An 18,713-nucleotide genomic window follows, 5' to 3' on the forward strand; every position below is an offset into this window, starting at 1 on the left:
TGTAGAGAAAAATTAGGCTATAAGGAGAAATCCTCTAACCATTTTTCCATTTCTTCCAATGTATCATTAATTAATTCTGTTGCTGAATGAAGTTCGTAAAGACAAGATTCTAAGGATTCTTCATCCAATATATTGCGCACATCTTCCAAGCTGATAAAAGCTGTGTCGACAAGGTTGTCTTCGAAAGCTTGACGAATGGCAGGATAAATTTCTTCTGGGTATAGCGAGCAGGATGCTGCTATGAGATTATCCCAGGCAAAGGAATGAGAGCGTTCTAACTTATTGTTGAGCAATTCTCCAAAATATTCAATAAGGGAATCTCGGTCCATTTTTCCGACGCCAACGAGTATAGTGAGACTTGTCAATGCTGCAGCCTTTACATATTCATTAATTCCTGGAGTCTCTATTAGCTGCTTAATGTAACTATCGTCGTTGCAAACGCTAGCCATGATTCTGGCGAGATCTTCCGTAAGCACATCTCCGGCTATGGCATGTGGCGTGTCATCGCAGAAAGAAAAAAGTTCTACAATCAGAGGGAGAGCCCGTGTTTCTCGGAATTGTGCTAGGAGGTACATAGCATAGAGATGCCCTTGGTAGTTGCGATCTTCGATAATCTCTGGGACCTGCCTAGTAGCTTCTGTTAGAATATTTAGGAGATAAGGAGTGATTTGCTTTTGTTTGACAATTGCCGCTTCGATAGCCTCTCTTGGAAGGATGCCCTCATCGTAAGCCAAGTCTTCCAAAATGTGAGAGATATCCATGTTTCTACTAGTCTCCATCATTAGAGCCTAGCCTTGGATTTACATGGTCAGACTCTTCATGTCAATCTTTTGTCTACAACTGAGGAACAATCAGGGATCAGCAGGATATCATATTTCTTCTTTCCGTGCATTCCCAACTATCTTTTGCTGGTATTTAAATTACGAGGATACATGGGATTGTAGACAGAAATGTGGGATAGAAGATAAGAGTTCTTTAGTGTGAGGGTGCTTAGGTGATTGGAAAAGATCTTCTTTGACATTTCTTTCAACAACAGAGCCTTTATGCATGACAGCAATCTCATCAGCTAGGGAGTAGGCAGCAGGCATGTCATGAGTTATGAACAATATAGTGTGATTTCTTTGTTCTTTAATATTTTTGAAAAGTTCTAAAGCTATTATTTGGTTTGGGGTGTCTAGAGAGGAAAGAGGTTCGTCGCAGATAAGAAGTCGTGGGTTGGTAATGATAGCTCTTGCTATAGCGACTCGTTGCTTTTGTCCCCCACTAAGCTTACTTGGAATGGAGTAGACAATATCTCTTGGGAGGTTAACCAGTTCCAGGGCTTCAAATAATCGGGATTCAATTTCTTTCTTAGATTTTTTTTTCAGAATCTTTAATGGTTCACAGATAATTTTCTCTACAGTCATAGAGGGATTGAGAGAGGCATGGATATCCTGAAAGATAATTTGGACAGATTCAACCTTGTGCAGCGAGTGAATGTTGACAAAGTTAATATTTCCAGAAGAGGGTTTGATGATGCCCATGATGGCCATAGCCAATGAGGATTTTCCTGATCCGCTTTCACCTACCAAGGCAAGGCAAGACCCTTCAAACATTGTCAGACATACATTGCTCAAAATAGTGTGTCCTCTGGAGGAATAATTGAGATTGGAAATGTGAAGAAGAGGAGATTTCATACTAGTAGTTGGTTGTTGTAACAGGTTCTTCTAAAAGTGTGACGTTGTGAAGAAGTGTAGTATTTTCGGATTCTGAGCACTTGTTAGAGGTCGTCAAAATACGTTTATGATGATGAATTGCCCAAGGGATTTTAGTAAAAGAGTCTAAGAGTTTTTGTGTATAAGGGTGCGCAGGCGAGGAGAACACCTTTTTGACAGGACCTATTTCTATAATATTACCTGATTGCATAACAGCTACATACTCACATAGTTCTGGGACAATTGATAAGTTGTGGGTGATAAGGAACAATGAAGATTGGTATCTTTTGGATAGATTGTTGAGGATAGAGAGAACTTTCCATTGAGAAACAGAATCTAAAGCAGTTGTAGGCTCGTCAGCTATAATGAGATCAGGCTTACAAGATAGAGCAATGGCTATGACTATGCGTTGTCTCATACCTCCACTGAGTTCGAAGGGGTAAAGGGATAAACATCGTCTAGGGTTGGCTATTTTCACATTTTCTAGAAGGTTTAGGGCTTTCTCAAAGGCTTCTTCCTTGCTCAAGCCTAGATGATGTATTAGGGGCTCTGTAAGTTGAGTTCCAACTTTCATTGATGGCGTCAGAGCCCCCATAGCATTCTGCGGAATGTAGGAGATTCTTTTTCCTCTTAATTTATGGATATCTTTAGGAGATAGTGTTGAAAGATCTGTATCATCAAATAAAATTTTCCCCGAAACTGTGCATTTCTTTGGCAGGAAAGAGGTTATAGCTTTAGAAATCATGGTCTTGCCAGAACCGCTCTCACCGACCAATGCAAATCGATCTCCTTTGCGGATAGAGAATGAAATATCCTTCACAATTGGGACAAAATTACCAGACATTGTTTCATGATAGATAGATAGCTCATGAACTTTTAAAAGGGTAGAAGGATTATCCAAAATACTCTTCCTTTTGTAGCATAAGTTTTGTCCCTTCTCCTATTAAGTTAAAAGTTATAGAAAGAGCAACGAGAAAAGCTGCGGGGATGAAAAATAACCATGGATAGTAGTCTAAGGCATTTAGACCATCTTTGACAAGTGTTCCTAGACTAGCTTTTGGTGGTTGAATTCCTAATCCGAGGAAGCTAATAAAAGCTTCAGTATAAATGGCTGATGGAATAGTAAAAATCATTGTGGATAGAATGGGAGAAATAGTGTTGGGAATGAGGTGATGGAAAAGAATATGAAAGATGCTTGCATTCATTGCTTTAGAGGCTAGAACATAGCCCTGGTTATTGAGAAGAAAAAATTGATTTCGAATAATTCTTGCCATAGGTATCCATCCCGTGGCAGCCATTGCTAAAATCACAGGGAAAAAACCCTTATTGAAGACCAAGAGGAATAAGATTACTACTAGAGTCTTAGGGATGGAGTGGAGAATCTCCGTCAAGCGCATGAGGAAAAAGTCTATGCGCTTGCCGCCAGCTAAAGACAATGTAGCCCATAACAATCCAATCACTAGGTCTATAAATGTAGCAGATAGAGCTACCGTCATGGATATTTTTACGCCCTGGGTAGTCCTTGATAACATGCAGCGGCCTAATCCATCTGTTCCAAAGGGAAATTCTTTACATGGCTGGCTAAGAGCTTTTTCTAAGCATGTTTTTTCGTAACTAGGAAAAATTTTGGAAAAAACAAATGCGTAAACTGTTAGCAAAAAAAGCAAGCCTATTCCAGCCAAAAACATTTTTTTTCCAGGTGCCGCTTTTTTCCAAAAGATGTAAGAGGCTGTTCGAATGAAAGTCATTAGGATCTCGCGCTTGTTAGGGTGGGTTCACGATCTATAGTTGCATACTTTAGATCCAAGGTTCCCAGAGGGGAAGCGTAAATATTTTTCATAGGTAAGTTGACAGCATACATGTAACCATAGTGGTATAGAGGAATGATTGGATAATCGGAAAGGATAATTTCCTCTGCTTGGGTGATAAGGGTCTTAATGTCTTCTTCTTGAGAGGAGTATAGTTGCCCGAGGACTGCGTCAAAAGCACGATTTTTCCACTTGGAAGCATGCCTTGGGGCTGTATTTTTATCTGGATCCCCTAGGACGGAGAGAAAGGCTAGAGGATGAGAATATTCTGCGATCCACCCTCCAGATGCTATCGTATAAGATCCTTGTTTTCGTTTTTCAATAAAATTATGGTACTCTGTTCCGACAATGGGCACAGAGAAGTTCAGAACTTCTTTCCACTGTTGTTGAATTTCTTGGATGACATAAGCAAAGATTTTAGATTCCATGGGATAAATGATAGATAATTCTTCTAACTCTTTTTCAGAAAGTTCCTCTTTTGCTTTTTCGAAATAACTTCGAGCCATAGATTCTCTTTCCTCCCGGGAGAGATAACTTTTTGGGTGAGATTTTATTTGAGAAAGAGCTGGAGGCAAGAAGCTATAGGCAACAGAATTATATCTGCCGGCGAGGGATAACAAGGCTTCTCTATCAATGGCATAGGTTAAGGCTTTTCTGAGATTTATGGAATTACTAGGGGTTTTTTTTGTATTGCAGATCAGAACAGCTGTACCCATTACAGGAAACGAGTGTAAAGCATGAGGCGCTGATTCTTCCAATTGTTTCATAGGTTCGTTAGGAATAGGGATGCTCCATGGGCTACCTTCCCAGTGCACTTCGCCTTGTTTGAAAAGGTTATGCGTAGTGTAGGCGTCCGGAAAAACTTTGAAACTGACTTTATCTAATTTTACTTGGCTAGCGTCCCAGTAAAGGGGGTTTTTAGATATTTCTATGATATCTTGCATTTTGTACTTTGAGATAATAAACGGACCATTAGAGATGAATGCAGCATCGTTTTCTACGTGTTTTTTTGTATATGTATCTCTTTTAGATTTATGGACGGGGAAAAATATTGGATGGGCTAGGATGTGGCAAAAATGGGAAAGAGGTCTTTCCAAAGTAATTTGCAATATATCGGGAGCCAAAGCTTTTACTCCCAAGGATTCTTTAGGTAGAAAGCCTGCGCGGATGGCTTTGCTATTTTTGATACTAAACAACAGAGAGGGGTTTGATGGCATTAAGTCGGAACTATGAAGTTGAACAAGAGATTCTTCAAAATCTTGGGCTGTAACAGGATCTCCATTGCTCCAGAGAGTCTTTTTTAAGAAAAAGGTATAGATGGTGCCGTCCTCAGATAGGTGGTAGCTTTCCACTGTTGCAGGCTGTAACCCAGAGGCGTGTTCACGAAACAATCCCTCGTAAATATTCTTCATGAGGGAAAGATCTCTAGACAATGTTACCTGGCGAGGATCTAAGGATAGCGGATCATTGTTTATAGAAACTATAAGGTTATTTTGTGTTTTTGGTGCACAAGTCCTATGGCAGCACGGGAGAATAAGGGAAAACGAAAAGAGAGCTGTAAATCCTCCACACCTGTAAGCGAATTTATAAAAAGATGATTTAGTTGTTGTTTTCATAGTTTCGACGTAGTTGAGGATCTATCCATGCTTGTATGAGGTCTGTTAATAACGAAGCTGTCATGAAGAAGAAGGCATAAAAGACAGCTAATCCAAGGATAACGGGATAATCTCTTTGTTTGATGCTGTAAATGAACCATTTGCCGAGTCCTGGAATGCCGAAAATATTTTCTATAGCAAAAGTTCCTGTCATGACGGCTGTAACTAAAAAAGAAGCATAGGAGATTGTAGGAAAGATAGCGTAAGGAATAATGTGCCTGAGGATAATAGAGCTCTTTTTGATCCCTTTTGAGAAAGCAAGTAAGACATAGTCCGTAGACAAAGCTTCTTTCACAGAAGTTGTTGTTAGTTTAGTGATAAAGGCCATGGGAGTCAGAGAAAGGGAAAGCGAAGGAAGAATAGTATGAGCAAATGTTCCCCAGCAAGCTATGGGGAATAAGGAAAATTTAACAGCAAACAGGTACTGTAGAAGTGTTGCTAAAACAAACCCAGGTAGAGATATTTGCAGTATTGAGGTATATAAAATCCAATTCCCAATGAATCGTTCTTTGATAGCAGAAAGGGTTCCTAGAGCAATTCCCCCAAAGATAGCCAAAGCACAGCCTTCTAGGCCTAGAATTGCGGATACAGGAAACCCCATTTTGATGATATCAAAAACAGTTCTATCTTTGTAGACCAGGGAGTGGCCGAAGTCAAAGTGGAGTACAGAATTTATATATTTGAAGTACTGAACAATTAACGGTCTATCAAGTCCGTAATGAGCTTTGAGCATGGCTAGGGTTTCTGGAGAAAGAGCGTTAGCTTCTTCATTGCTGAAAGGGTCTCCTGGGATGGTGCGCATGATCAAGAAAGTCAGGGAGATGACTATCCACAAGGAAAGGAAGTTATACAAGAAGCGTTTTTTAAGATACCTTTTCATAGGGAATCTCTAATTTCATCCAGGAGAAGGGTAAGCTTTCGTTCAACAGAGCCTTCGAACAACCAGAATTCCAGGAAAAAGCCCTTTTAAAAGTTTACATACAACTAAAACGCCATTCCTCAGATTTTCTGAAAAACAGATTATATCTTTTAGTCTGAGTATTAGAAAAGTGAAAACTAAAGGGATTATGAAGGGATAAAAATATTTGTTAACAAACTTAGTTATAGTGCTTCATCTTTTAGAGCAGAGCTCTACATACTTAAGATCGACACTACCATCGGAACAGAAAATAATATTTTTTATAGGGATAGATAAAAAGAATTCTTGAGACAAATGATACAACGGGATCACAATGTGATTCTCGAGAAGGAAATCTTCTTGACGTTGCACCGGAGTCGTCTTTAGCAAATCTGCGTTGGTCTCGGAATAAATATCGGAAAATTGTTTCAGTATGATGGGATAGAACCCTTCCTTTCCGGGATATAGGGCAGTCCCGGTCTGTGTGACGATATCGTAGCATTTTTTACTTCGTTCTTCAATGAGTCTTCGATACTCTACCCCTTTCAAGCATACGTGCAGCCCAAGTCGCGTCTTCCACTCTTGTTGTAAAAATTCAGCAATACGGACGCACTGCAGAATGTCTGAAGGGTAGGAGAGGGAAAGTTTGCCTCCGGAAGAGGTGATGTCGTTTGAGGAGAAGGTGATTGGTTTGGAAGAAGGTGAGAAAGTCGTGGGCGTAAGAGTAGTAGCGATGGCTTGATTTCCCTGCAAAATATAGTCTACCAAATGAGCTTTATTAATGTTTTCTGAGAGAGCTCGGCGAAGGGAAGGGTCTTTTAGGTATTCTCTTTCAGGATTTATCGTTAACCAAAATGATCCCTTTATAGGGTGAGAAACTTGCTGGATTTTTTTCTGTTTTAAACGTTTTTTTATTTCATTAGGGAGGGACTGGTTCCAAGGTTGCCCCAACCAGTGGATACCTTGTTTTTCAAGAAGTCGGGAAGCTGTTTGTATATTGAAAACAACAGATAAATTGATGTAAGGGACCGTATTTGCTTGGATATCGTGGTAGAAAGGATTCTTTTCTAGAAGTATGGAGTGATTGGAGGATTGTGTATGCAGCCGATAGGCGCCATTAGATACTAACTGTTTAGTTCGCAACCGGTAGATAGGAAAGAAAGTAGGGCAAGAAACTTTTTTTAGAAAATCTACTTGAGGGTGTTTCAGGTAGACGATGAAAGTTTCTGGGTCCGGGGCGTACAGTCGTAGTGAGCTATTGCTTGTTGTATCAAGTTCACTATAAGTTGTTTCAATGTCTTCGAAAAGGGAGGAAAAGATAGATAGTTTAGCAGCTCGTTGCCACGAACGGAGAAAGTCGCAAGAGGTTACAGGCTCCCCGTTGCTCCAAAAAGTTTTCTTTAACTTAAAGGTGTAACACTTTCCGTCCTCGGAGAGGTATACGTTTTGTGCCGCAGCAAGCTCTATACCCTCGGGGTTCTGGGAATTTTCTCGCACAAGTCCTTCGAAAAGCTGTCGGATCAACGAAAGATCTAAGGCTCTCCGAGCATCGTGAGGGTGCATTGTTGTTGGTGTATCACTGAGGGCTATGACTAATGTCGAAGACGTCGGTTTAGCATTGATAGCTGCTTGGAAGCTTTCTTTCTCCTGCCAAGGGAGGGAAACATCAAAGATGTAGATGACCGCAACTAGACCGGCGAAAAAAAACAATCCCCACAGGGATAAGAAAGAAGGGCTTCTTTTACTCATGAGAGACTTTAGTTTCAGGGAAAAGATATTGTTTAACAGATAAAAACAATTGCTTCCAGATCACTCCTTATTTGCTTGCAGCTCCGAGTACTTAAAGTCCACCGTGCCCAGGGGAGAGAGTTTAAGGTTTGCCAATCTTTTATTCAAAGTAAATTCAAAGGAATGATGATATAGGGGCATAACACACGATTCATTTTCCAAAAGGCTTGACGCCCTTTCGATGAGTTGAGCACGTGCAAGCTCGTCTTCCTCCTTTTGAATACTTGTTACCAAAGCAGCAAATGTAGGATTGTCTAGTACGTAAGGCTGAACGCCGAAAGGAGATGAAAATATGGAAAGAAAAGCCATGGGATCATGAAAATCTGCCATCCAGTCTCCTATGGTTAGGGAAAAGGATCCGGAATGTTTCTTGTCCTGGAGAACACTAAACTCTAGCCCTTGTAAAGGGACATGAATTCCTAAAACTTCCTTCCACTGCTGGCTGATGGCTTGAACAATAAGAGGAGTCACGGAGCCTGATGCGGGGAAAAGTAGAGGAAACTTTTTGAATTCTTCCGGAGAAAGCCCCAATTCTTCCAAGGCTTCGTGAAAAAGCTTTCTGGCCGATTGTTGTTGGTCATCGCTTGTTTCAGATGTAGTTGGAGCTTCCTTGTAAAAGCTTGAGAAGCCTCCTTTGGGATTTAAGCATGGAGGTAAAATTTCAAAGGTTGTAGACCCTCTTCCGTTGAGAACAGTATTCACCAAAAGCTGTCTATCTATAGCCAAGGAAAGAGCTTTCCTTAACTTTTTATTGTTAAAGGGATACCTTTTTGTGTTAAAAATAAGCCATGAAGTCCCGGCTATATCAAATCTTTGCAGCTTCCCTTGTTTTGTTAAACATTTGCTAGTTTCTAAGGGTAACGAATCGCTCCAAGGTGGACCTTGCCAGTCAATTTTCCCATTTTCAAATAGTAGGGTAGCTGTGTGAACATCAGGGATAATTTGGATATCTATGCCCGAGAGCTTTACTTGATCAGCTTCATGGTAACAGGGATTTTTTGCCAGCTGGAGGTACTGCTTAGCACGTCTTTTTTTAAGAACAAATGGGCCATTGCCAATGAGCATGTTTTTTGAAGACGAAGGCAAAGAAAGGTCTGTTTGCTCTCGCCAAAGTTTATGCACGGGAGAGAAGGCTGGCAAGCATAGAAGCTTAGGAAAGTAGGGGACAGGCTTATCAAGCTGAACAACAAGAGTTGTTTTGTTGGGACAGTAGATGCCAATTTCTTTCCTAGAAACCTCTCCGGAAAGAGCTTTTTTAGCGTTTTTTATATCCATGAATGCATAATGAAATACAGAGGGCACAAGGCCCAAAATGACTTGCTCCCAGGATTCCTTGAAATCTTCTGCGGTCAGAGGGTCTCCGTTGCTCCACGTGGTTGGCTTTAGTTGGAAGGTATAGCAAGTGTTATCTGCAGAAACAGAATAGGATTCGGCCAGAGCCAATTCTACGCCTTCTGCAGTGCAAGTTTCTCTCAAAAGGCCTTCAAAAAGATGTTTAGACAAAGTGATGTTAGAGAGGAGGCGAACGGATCTAGGATCCAGGGAATAAGGATCGTCGTGCATAAGCACAGAAAGAACATTAGCTTTGGCATCTCCATCAGTCATTTTGCCTTGGTTAGAGCACGAAGCAACTAGAAAGAGTAAGAATAAAGGCAGATGAAATACAAGTAACTTTCTTAAGCAGTCAGTTGGGGCCAGGAAGATCTTGTGCATGGTCTAAGAAGCATGTGTCGTTGGTTTTCAGAATTCGAGTAAAGAGCTTCTCCTAAGGAAGCTATCATAGCGGCATTATCGGAACACAGGTCCTTTAAGGGGAAAAATACAGGAATACTCATTAAGGAGTTAAGAAGATTTTGAAAATATTTATTATTACATACTCCCCCGCCCAGAAGAATCGACTTGCAATGCCATCTGTGAGCAGCTAGAGGAATTTTTTTGATCAGGGAAGAAAACACTGTTCGCTGAAATGAAGCAGCAAGGTCTTTAAGTTGTTGCTCAGACATAGGTTTATTGGGAGTTTTTTTATTAGCATTATTGCCCTTTGCCGCGTACATAACGGCAGTCTTAAGGCCGCTGAAAGAAAATTCAAATCCGGGGACTTTGCCTTCGGAAAAAGTGTAAGCTAAGGGGTCTCCTTCCGTGGATAGTTTTTCTATGGCAGGTCCCCCGGGGTAGGGTAATCCCAAGATGCAGGCAACTTTATCAAAAGTTTCTCCTATAGCATCGTCTCTTGTTTTTCCTATTAACTTAAAGGAGGTTGGTGATTCAACGAGAAAAAGTGCTGTATGTGCTCCTGATATTACAACTCCAAGAGCAGGAAATGTCACTTTGTCTGGGTGACTCATAAATGCTGAATAAATATGTGCTTCAACATGATTGACTCCTATGAGAGGCTTCTTTAAAGCATCAGCAAATCCTTGAGCAAAATGAATGCCGACGGAAAGGGAACCTATGAGACCTGGTTCTGAAGAAACAGCAACTAGGTCTAGTTGTTTTGGAGAAACATTGGCTTTTTCTAGGCTTTTCGCAAGAACGGAAGGAAAAGTTTTAATATGGGCCCTGGAAGCTAGTTCTGGAACGACACCTCCAAAGGAAGAATGAATTTCTTGTGAAGCAATAATATTGGAACGTATGAAAAATTTGTCTTTAACAACAGCGACGGATGTTTCATCGCAGGAGCTTTCAATCCCTAGAGTTAGCATGCTGAAGAAAACCTTTAGTGGTTGCTGATAATTTCTTAAACTTTTCAATCCTAATTCTATAGTCAAGAGAAAAATTATTCTACAGGTTTAGAATAAAAAGGTTGAATGGGGATTTTAGTGAAGAGATTTTAAAATAAAACTTTAAAATGGAAGCTTGTTTTGGATTTTCTATTGCGCATCGCTGTTCTATATTATTGGCTTTCTGTATATTGAGTTAGAGTGAATCACTGTTTGGAATTTACCTCTTAACTAAATCAAGATTTTTGTTAACTTTTGCCCGCTAAGTGTCTCAAGGGTGTTTTGGAATATGACCCTATCCAGCCGTTTAAAGTGCAGGTGGTTTTTCTTGATTTTATTCGTGGGGTAACGCATTTTTGTTCCTGATTTTCGGATGAAGTGTAACTTTTAACTACAAGAGTTTCGTGTCTAATATATTTTTACTCCTGAAGGGGTGTTTTTATACGCTTGGTATAGTTGCTGCTTCCATAGCGATAGGGTCGATCTTGGGGCTTGTCGTAGGAGGAGTGACTTGCCGGTACTCTCGTTGCAAGTGGTTGTCTCGTTTAGGAGGGGCGTATGTAGTTGTGGTGAGGGGAACTCCACTGTTCATCCAGATATTGATGCTATATTTTGGACTTCCTGTCTTTCTAGGGAGTTGGTTTGCGTTTTCTCCTCTTGTGACCGGGATTATTGCTTTAGGATTAAATTCGGCAGCTTATCTAGCCGAAAATATTCGTGGGGGAATCAATTCTATCTCTTCGGGGCAATGGGAGGTGGCCAAAGTTTTGGGATATTCCCCTGGGCAGATCTTCTTTTATATTTTGTTGCCTCAAGTGGTTCGCTCCGTTTTTCCTTCCGTAGCTAACGAATATATAGCTTTAATCAAAGAGAGCAGTATTTTAATGGTGGTTGGCGTTCCGGAATTGACAAAGGTAAGCAGGGACATTGTCGCTAGAGAATTGAATCCAGTAGAAATATATGGGCTTTCTGCGTTGCTGTATCTCGTTATGACCTCCGCGTGTGCTTATCTTTCTCGTCGAGTGGAAAAAGGAAGAGAGTATGAGTGTTAGTGTAAAAGGACTTTCGGTCACCTTGGGGGGCAGAAAAGTTGTTAGGGATGCTTCGTTTACTCTTGAAGAAGGGCGCATAACGCTGTTGTTAGGGAGGAGTGGTTCAGGTAAGACTACCTTGCTCAGAGCTTTAGCTGGTCTTGTAGAGGCGTCCTCTGGATTGATAGTCTTTTCTTCTAGAGAACATAGTCATCCAGGGTTTGTCTTCCAAAATCCCGAGCTTTTCCCTCACATGACAGTTTTAGAGAACTGTTCGCATCCGCAAATAATAGTCAAAAAACAGTCACCGGATATTGCTGAGGAAGTTTCTTACAACTTTCTAAAAAAATTGGGAATAGAAGATCTAGCTTGTTATTATCCCAAAATGTTGTCTGGAGGTCAGAAACAACGTGTAGCTATAGCTAGATCTTTGTGTATGGAGTCGAAAATTCTTTTGTTTGATGAGCCGACTTCTGCTCTAGATCCTTACGCTTCGGATGTTTTTGCTGCTATAATTCAGGATTTGAAAGAGCAGGGATTAACTATAGGGGTTTCCACTCACGATACCCGTTTTGCTGAAAAGTGTAGAGACAGAGCCTACTTGGTAGATTCTGGAAGAATTTTAGCTTTTTATGACGTTGCGAAAGATACTCCCTCGGATGATAGGGCGTTATTTCAAGACTTTTTTTCTTCGTGGTAAATAAATTAATTGGTGCTAAAACCCTTTTCTTAGGGATGATTATTTCTCCCTAAGAAATTCTTTTGGAGTTTCTGTCCAATCTATATTCCTCTCCAGCTTAGGGAATAGAATGCCTGAATGACATATAGATCGGTAGATTCTTCGTGGTCAGTGGTATTGTTTCTTAGTTTAATGGAAAATCCTGAATAATGAGGGGGGACCATAATTGTCCGATGACTGTTAGCATTGCTGGCCGATAATTCAACAAGGTTGTAGGAATTTCCTGAGACATATGTTTTTGCTTTCAAGGAAAGAGTTATGGGTAAGGTGCTTGTTTTAGAGAATTGAGAGTTAGCTAGGGCCCATGGACCATGATTTAGTGTAATTTCTAGTTTAATTGTGGGGTGAGATACTTGCTGGGAAGTAGGGACTAATGCTTGTAAAGTAAAATTCCAATCGTAGATTCCTGGTCTTGTGCCTGAAAGTTCGTAGCCGTTTTTGGCTTCAGGGATAATGAAGCAGTTGTCTTCTTCATCTTTCATTTTTGAATATCTTAGTGATTCCCAAGGAAAGGCTCCTTCAGAATCACTATCACCTTTTTTCCATGTAAATCCGTTAAACCCTCCTCCTATTAGTTGTAGAGGCAATGGAGATGGGTTTTTGTCAACGACTCTTCCAGAATATAATGTATTTGAAGGCGAGGAAATAACGTAGGGTGAGTTTGTTGTTGCGGTCGTTTTTTTCTCTTTATCATCTTTTTTTCCTGGATTCATTTTTGCTTCTGCAAATTTTTGAAGAAACTCTAAGGAGACTGCTTCAGATCCTTTCTTAGGGTAAGGGAGTCCTGTGAGCCTGTTTCCATCCATGTTAACATTTCCTTTGAATGATCCCCCTGAAACAGACATTTTTTGCAGTTGTACAGAGGATAGTGTTAAATCATGATTGTTACACTTGACTTCTATGCTATCGAATTTATTGGTGATGGGTAGGAGATAGGTCTTCAGGAATCCAAAATTGACAGCATGAGAATCTTCAGGAGAAAGAGGAGTTTTAAGTCCCTTAATAGGGTAATTATTCATGAATAAATCCCCTTTCATAGATCCACCCGATAGAGGTAAAAATTTGTACATAAGATCCATCATCACTGCTTGGACAACATCTTCGTGAGCAATAGCATCTTTATCCATGGCTTCTTCTAGCAATTCTCTAATTTCTTGAAGTTCCGCTATAATGGCTCTGATACTCAGTTTCACAACATTCATTTCCGATAGCACTTCTTTTTCTTTGTCCTTATTGGAGGATGATGTTGAATCAGGCTTTAAGGATTTTCTTAATTTTTTTTTGAGCTCTTCTATTTTTTTTAGGGACTCTAGGCTGAGTATTGTATTTATTGATTTTGAATTAGAAGTTTTTGAGTATTTTTTTAGTGTTTCTATTGCTTGTTTAATTTTTGATACAATGGGATCTTTTGAATAATCTTTTTTATCCATGAATTAAATACCTTTTGTTTAGATAAAATCACTTTTTAAAAAAGATTTGTTTTATTTTCGAATAAAAAATTAATTTATTTTCTTTTATTTGTTTTCTCTTTTAGTCGAGATTTTCTGGAGGAGGAATTTCTTTCTTGTTCCCAAGGAAGAGGATGAGTGGTTTGTGGAGGAGTAGAATCTCCCAAAGAGGAAAATATTTTATCTGCTAAATTACTGATAATGGGATTTCCTATTGAGTTATTCTTTAATAACCCAATGCGAGCATAGGCAGAGGACCAGTCAGCTTTAGGAGAGGAAATAGATCCTCGGATTTTAATTAAGAAGAAATTTTTTGTTTTCAGATGAGTGTTACGAAAGTATTTCTTGATGACCTCAGGATCAATTCCTAGAGTCATATAGATCTTATTGTTAACAAGATCTGTTTTTCCCCAAAGAGCTGATCGAATTTTTTTGTCTATTAGAGAATCAAAACGCTTACAATGTATACTTCCCTTGTCTACTGAAAAAAATATAGGAGTGAACCACGCCTCTACGGAATCCTTTTTTTCAGCAATTCCCAGGAATTTAAATAGTTCTCTAATATCCCCTCTATTTTCAACGTAGACTTTTTTTAAGTCTAACTCTGCATTTTCTATTTTAAACTCTGAAAAGGAATAGGGCCTGATGGGAAGAAAGAATCCATTTTTCTCCACGGTCAGAGATATAGGTTCTTCGGAGTAAGCACCTCCTTGAGAGAGCAGGGGATTAAATTCTTGTAAGAAAGCTTTATTTACTTCGTCATTGAGGTGTAATTCAGCTTTCAACTGGTTGCCTAGCAATAAGGCTTTGTCTGTTACTATTAACGGTATTTCAGTTTTGAGATTAGAAGAGTCTATGGAAATGATGATAGGACCTTCATTTTGTATTAGATTGTGTACGATGGACACGTTGATAAAGGCCCCTGCTAAAGAAGAGATTTGAGCTTTCACTGATGGCGAAATAGGAAAGATCCCTGTAATAAACGTGGATGGAATATTGATCCACTTGGCCACTTGAGAAAAATGTTGGTTGGTTCCAGAGAGGACAGAACTCAAAGAGCCTTTGATGAAGAACTTAGAAGGGTTTTTAGCATCTTGTTTTGAAGACATACAGCTGCCAGAGATTTCGTAAGCAACTGTGTCAGAATCTTTTGACGAACGAATATTCCCCGTGATTGGATTAATGATAAAAGAATCTTTAGATGACTTATCATAAAAAATCATAGAAGAAGTAGATAGTTCTCCCTCGACATCGCCTTGTAGGAAAGAAAAACACGTTAATCCTGAAGATGTGGCCGGACAAGAAATTTTAGATATATTAATCTGGACAGAAGCATTTCTATGTAACGAACATAGAGGTTTACAGGAAGAATTATCGAAAAAACTGGAATATCTTTCTGGGGATACTTCCCAATTAATTTTACCCTTCGTTCTTTCAGAAAATTTAAGATCTTGGTCAGTGGCTAGAACAATATTTGCTGACAGAGATTCTGTTTTGATAATAGATGAGATTGTCCACAGGTCTTCAGATTTCGGCGAATAGTTGCCATTGATTGTTACTGATCCTTCATTGCCAAGATATTTAGACAGGTCAGGAAACTTGGTTATTTTACATAAGGAGGGGATGGGAATAGAGAGAATATCTCCAGAAAAAGCCCAAGAGGAATCTTTTGTTAATAACCCATGGTGTTCTTTAGTAGGATCCTTGTTGGTCATGATTGTGATTTCTGGGAAAAGGATCCTGATAGGTTGGCTATCGGGGAGACTCTCGTCCAGGATAGAAGCTTTGAGATTGCCTTTGGCGGATAGTTTGGAATCCTCTGAGTGAAAGGAGAAAGAAGATTCTTGGATGCGTAAATCCTTTAAGGATGGTTGGAAAAATTCCATGGGCAAGTCTATTAGGGAGCCATGAACCAGTATAGCACTGTTTTCCATTGAGATAGGTGAGTCGTCTTTGCCCAATTTTGCATGTATGTTGATTTCATTATTTCCTGCAGAAATTTTAGAATAAAATTTGGGGAAAAATATGTGATGACCCGTGAGTTGTATTTTACCTGAAAAAGAAACATTCACAGCCTCGAAGGAGGCTTTATCTAAAAATTGTTTTGGTAGGTGGTAATGTCCTTGTCCTTCAAAGTTTAGCGAGTCTAAGGTGCCCGATGAATCTAAAAGTACGTTGACAAGAGTGTTCTCAAGGGTGGTTTTAGCATGTATTTTTCCTAGATCGTATTCGCCATGAACATTCAATACATAGCTGGAATTTTCTATCGGTATATCTATGGATTTTGGGGCAAGGAAGAGTTCTCTTAAATAAGCATGAGGGATTCCTAAATGTTGGAAAGAAAACAGATGCTTACCTAGTTTTTGAGAAAAGTTTGATACAAAATTTACCTTGGCTGTTTGAGACTTCATAACGCTATTGGCTGAAGCTCTTATGGAGGAGGAATTCTCGCTTTTTTCTATAAGCACACCAATATTTTCTAAAGAAAATTCTAAAGAAGGATTTCTAGGAGATATGGATAAGCTCTCTATGAATAGTTCGGCTTTTCCGGTAAAGTTACGTATCTCTGACGTTTTTAGGGGTATCTGTAAGGTTAGTGTTTTTAATGCCAAGTGAGAGGCTTTTATTTTGTTAGAGAAGGGAAAGAAGGGTTGAAGAAGGTGGGTAGTTAGTTGCTCGTTAATTTCTATTGTAGAAGAAGATATTTCCTCTAATGTTAGCACAGAATTAGAGATGTTACCCTCAAGTAGGACTTTAGAATTAGACCCAGATAATGTCAATGTAAGGGATTTGCTGTCGTTCTTCGAGTGAGTGATGCTGGAGGAAATATTTATGAGATCTTCTGATTTTAGAGTGTGAGATGCTATTTCGGAGGAGGTTACTAGTGTCAAAAAGGCTACGGGAAAGGATTCTATTTCAGCATTTAGTTGCACAGCAGGAGCTAGAGAGGTGCTTACAGAAATTTTTCCTGGGATGTTGTTCATTTTTGTTGTAGCTTTGAGGACAAAGGATTCCTGATCCTTTTTTAGGTAAACTCTAGAAGCTGAAAGTGTTTTTTCTGGGTGGATCTTATACGTGATATTCCCATTTTCCGATAAAATGTTCATGTTGGAAAAAGGGAACAGCTTTTTGGGTGGAATGTGCGATAATGTATCTGTACTACTTCTCGATGAATTATCAACAATCAAAGACCAATTTTTAATCAGAATCCCTTTAGGAGGAATTTTCATAATTAAACGAACGAGAGAAGAATCAATCTCTATAGAGTCTGCAGACAATTCCTTTTTGCCGTCGGGGAAAAAAACTTTGATGCGGGAGAGTTTTTGTTTTCCAATCCATTTAAAATCAATAGAATGGGCATCTATTATGAGACCCGTGTCTCTACGGATAACTGAGTACAGTACGGATTTTCCAAAGTGGGACAAGAAGTTCGGCAAAAAAATCATTGCAGCAAGGACACATGTTGCTGGGATAGCAAAGTACAACAGAACTTTTCTCAAAGTTCGAGAGAGAAACATGATGAAAATCCAAAGTTAGAAGTTCTGAGTAAGCTCCAATACGGTTACGTTATTTTCGTCGTGTTGCAAGCTGTCCATAATCTTTTTCAAAGATTCTTCTGCTGCGCTACCAGCGATGCTCGTTTTGTGCTTCATATTCTCATTAGCACCGATAATTTTTTTTAGGACTTCTAAAACAGTAATCTCATTAAAGTTGAAAGCTGGAAGATACTTCTGTTGATTCCTTTTTTCTCCAAAGCCTGTTATCAGTTCTCTTTCCACTAGGATGTCTAAGCATTGTGTAATTTCTCCCAAAGGGATTCGAGTAGATTTAGAAATGTCGTTAGCAGTTAGGGCGCAAGTCCCTCTATTGAATCTATTCATAATCATAATAAGAATTTCTAGGCACACAATAGTTTTTTCATACCCTTCTAGTAATGGGTTATGCCTTGAAAAGAACTTATATCCGAGGTTTTGTATGGAGAAAGTTAACGCTCCCCCGACCAAAAATAGAAACGAGCAGAAGTATAACAGCAAGAGGAAAGAGGGCAGGGCCACCAAAGCACCGTAGGTGAAACTATAGTTGAATAATTTAATCTGCATAATCAGGAACCAATGTTGGCAAGAGACATAAATGATTCCTATTACGGCTGAAGAGATCCAAGCTGCTGAAGATAAAACTTTCGTTCTTGGAAGAAAATAGTAACAAAGAAACAGGGTGGGGCAAATTACGAAGTACGGAAGAGTAGAATAGAAAAGTTTTAGAACATATTGAGAGGTAGTTAGTGGAAGAAAGCTTGGATTTAGTAGGGGGAGTATTTTAGTTGCGTATATGAAAGACCCGTAAGAAAGGATAAATATCATGGGGGAGACCAATATGATTCCTAGGTAAGCTAACAATCTATTGCCCGATACTTTAAGAATACCATTTCCAGATATCTTATTTAATCCATCCTCTAAAGACGATAGCATCAGTAGTCCTGCCCAGCAGAACACAAAGAAACTAGAAATTAATACAATTCCCGTACCAGAATCAGAAGCTTCTAGGGCTGTTATCCCTATTTCTTTAATTTGAGAGGCGTAGTTAGGGAACTTTTCTATTAGGAATTTTTGCAAGTCTGCATTGGCAAAGAGTTTTTCTGAGAGCCTGAAAAAGAAGACTAGGATGGGAATGATTGTAAGGACCCCGTAGTAACTAAGAATAGCGGCCTCTCTGGGAAGTTCACAGTAGAATACTGTTGATATTGTCGCTTTTATGACTCGTATAAAACGAGACTCTTTGATGCTCTCTATGGGGGAAACTTTATTTTTAAATGATCGTATGTTTTTGGTTGAAGAACTGAATAGAGAGCGGATTTTTTTTAGCATTTTATTAGAACTTGTTCACTTTTATTACAAATTTAATAAAAAAATTATTTTAATTCTAATTAATTGC

14 protein-coding genes are annotated in these 18,713 nt (G+C 39.3%); 2 read left to right on the plus strand and 12 right to left on the minus strand.

What is annotated here, in order from left to right:
- Positions 1 to 17: 17 nt before the first annotated feature.
- The 9 genes from KJA62_RS01535 to tsaD all read right to left on the minus strand — a co-directional run bounded on the left by KJA62_RS01535 (position 18) and on the right by tsaD (position 10,545).
- On the minus strand, positions 18 to 761 hold the full coding sequence (locus tag KJA62_RS01535) for a DUF1186 domain-containing protein (protein ID WP_213318933.1): 744 nt from the start codon (positions 759 to 761) through the stop codon (positions 18 to 20).
- A 159-nt stretch (positions 762 to 920) separates the two neighbouring features.
- Positions 921 to 1,676 (minus strand): ABC transporter ATP-binding protein, encoded by a 756-nt coding sequence (locus KJA62_RS01540; RefSeq protein WP_213318287.1) that lies wholly within the window; start codon positions 1,674 to 1,676, stop codon positions 921 to 923.
- Position 1,677: 1 nt separating this feature from the next.
- Positions 1,678 to 2,595, minus strand: coding sequence for an ABC transporter ATP-binding protein (locus tag KJA62_RS01545; protein WP_246481875.1), 918 nt, complete (start codon positions 2,593 to 2,595; stop codon positions 1,678 to 1,680).
- Positions 2,588 to 3,442, minus strand: a complete 855-nt coding sequence (locus KJA62_RS01550; protein WP_246481876.1) for an ABC transporter permease — start codon at positions 3,440 to 3,442, stop codon at positions 2,588 to 2,590. The genes KJA62_RS01545 and KJA62_RS01550 overlap by 8 nt, the downstream gene beginning before the upstream one ends.
- A complete protein-coding gene (locus KJA62_RS01555) occupies positions 3,442 to 5,118 on the minus strand; it encodes a peptide ABC transporter substrate-binding protein (protein WP_213318288.1) in 1,677 nt (558 codons plus the stop codon). Before KJA62_RS01555 ends, KJA62_RS01550 begins: the two co-directional genes overlap by 1 nt.
- Positions 5,102 to 6,037: an ABC transporter permease gene (locus KJA62_RS01560; protein WP_213318289.1), complete on the minus strand. Its 936-nt coding sequence runs from the start codon at positions 6,035 to 6,037 to the stop codon at positions 5,102 to 5,104. The genes KJA62_RS01555 and KJA62_RS01560 overlap by 17 nt, the downstream gene beginning before the upstream one ends.
- 231 nt (positions 6,038 to 6,268) lie before the next feature.
- Positions 6,269 to 7,804, minus strand: a complete 1,536-nt coding sequence (locus KJA62_RS01565) for an ABC transporter substrate-binding protein (protein WP_213318290.1) — start codon at positions 7,802 to 7,804, stop codon at positions 6,269 to 6,271.
- A gap of 60 nt (positions 7,805 to 7,864) precedes the next feature.
- A complete protein-coding gene (locus KJA62_RS01570; RefSeq protein WP_213318291.1) occupies positions 7,865 to 9,448 on the minus strand; it encodes a peptide ABC transporter substrate-binding protein in 1,584 nt (527 codons plus the stop codon).
- A gap of 71 nt (positions 9,449 to 9,519) precedes the next feature.
- The gene (gene tsaD / locus KJA62_RS01575) at positions 9,520 to 10,545 is read right to left on the minus strand and encodes a tRNA (adenosine(37)-N6)-threonylcarbamoyltransferase complex transferase subunit TsaD (protein WP_213318936.1); all 1,026 of its coding nucleotides are present in this window, start codon (positions 10,543 to 10,545) and stop codon (positions 9,520 to 9,522) included.
- Positions 10,546 to 10,967: 422 nt separating this feature from the next.
- Between tsaD and KJA62_RS01580 the strand changes: the two genes are divergently transcribed.
- A complete protein-coding gene (locus tag KJA62_RS01580) occupies positions 10,968 to 11,615 on the plus strand; it encodes an amino acid ABC transporter permease (RefSeq protein ID WP_213318292.1) in 648 nt (215 codons plus the stop codon).
- The gene (locus KJA62_RS01585; protein ID WP_213318293.1) at positions 11,605 to 12,294 is read left to right on the plus strand and encodes an amino acid ABC transporter ATP-binding protein; all 690 of its coding nucleotides are present in this window, start codon (positions 11,605 to 11,607) and stop codon (positions 12,292 to 12,294) included. Before KJA62_RS01580 ends, KJA62_RS01585 begins: the two co-directional genes overlap by 11 nt.
- A gap of 80 nt (positions 12,295 to 12,374) precedes the next feature.
- On the opposite strand, the gene KJA62_RS01590 is transcribed toward KJA62_RS01585, so the two are convergent.
- The 3 genes from KJA62_RS01590 to KJA62_RS01600 all read right to left on the minus strand — a co-directional run bounded on the left by KJA62_RS01590 (position 12,375) and on the right by KJA62_RS01600 (position 18,646).
- Positions 12,375 to 13,763, minus strand: coding sequence for a hypothetical protein (locus KJA62_RS01590; protein WP_213318294.1), 1,389 nt, complete (start codon positions 13,761 to 13,763; stop codon positions 12,375 to 12,377).
- Between the two features lie 74 nt (positions 13,764 to 13,837).
- Entirely contained in the window at positions 13,838 to 17,299 is a 3,462-nt protein-coding gene (locus KJA62_RS01595) for a hypothetical protein (protein ID WP_213318295.1), read from the minus strand.
- Between the two features lie 15 nt (positions 17,300 to 17,314).
- Positions 17,315 to 18,646, minus strand: a complete 1,332-nt coding sequence (locus tag KJA62_RS01600) for a YihY/virulence factor BrkB family protein (RefSeq protein ID WP_213318296.1) — start codon at positions 18,644 to 18,646, stop codon at positions 17,315 to 17,317.
- Between the last annotated feature and the right edge of the window lie 67 nt (positions 18,647 to 18,713).

The sequence above is a fragment of the Chlamydiifrater volucris genome (assembly GCF_902806995.1).
In the GTDB taxonomy this organism is placed as follows: Bacteria; Chlamydiota; Chlamydiia; order Chlamydiales; family Chlamydiaceae; genus Chlamydiifrater; species Chlamydiifrater volucris.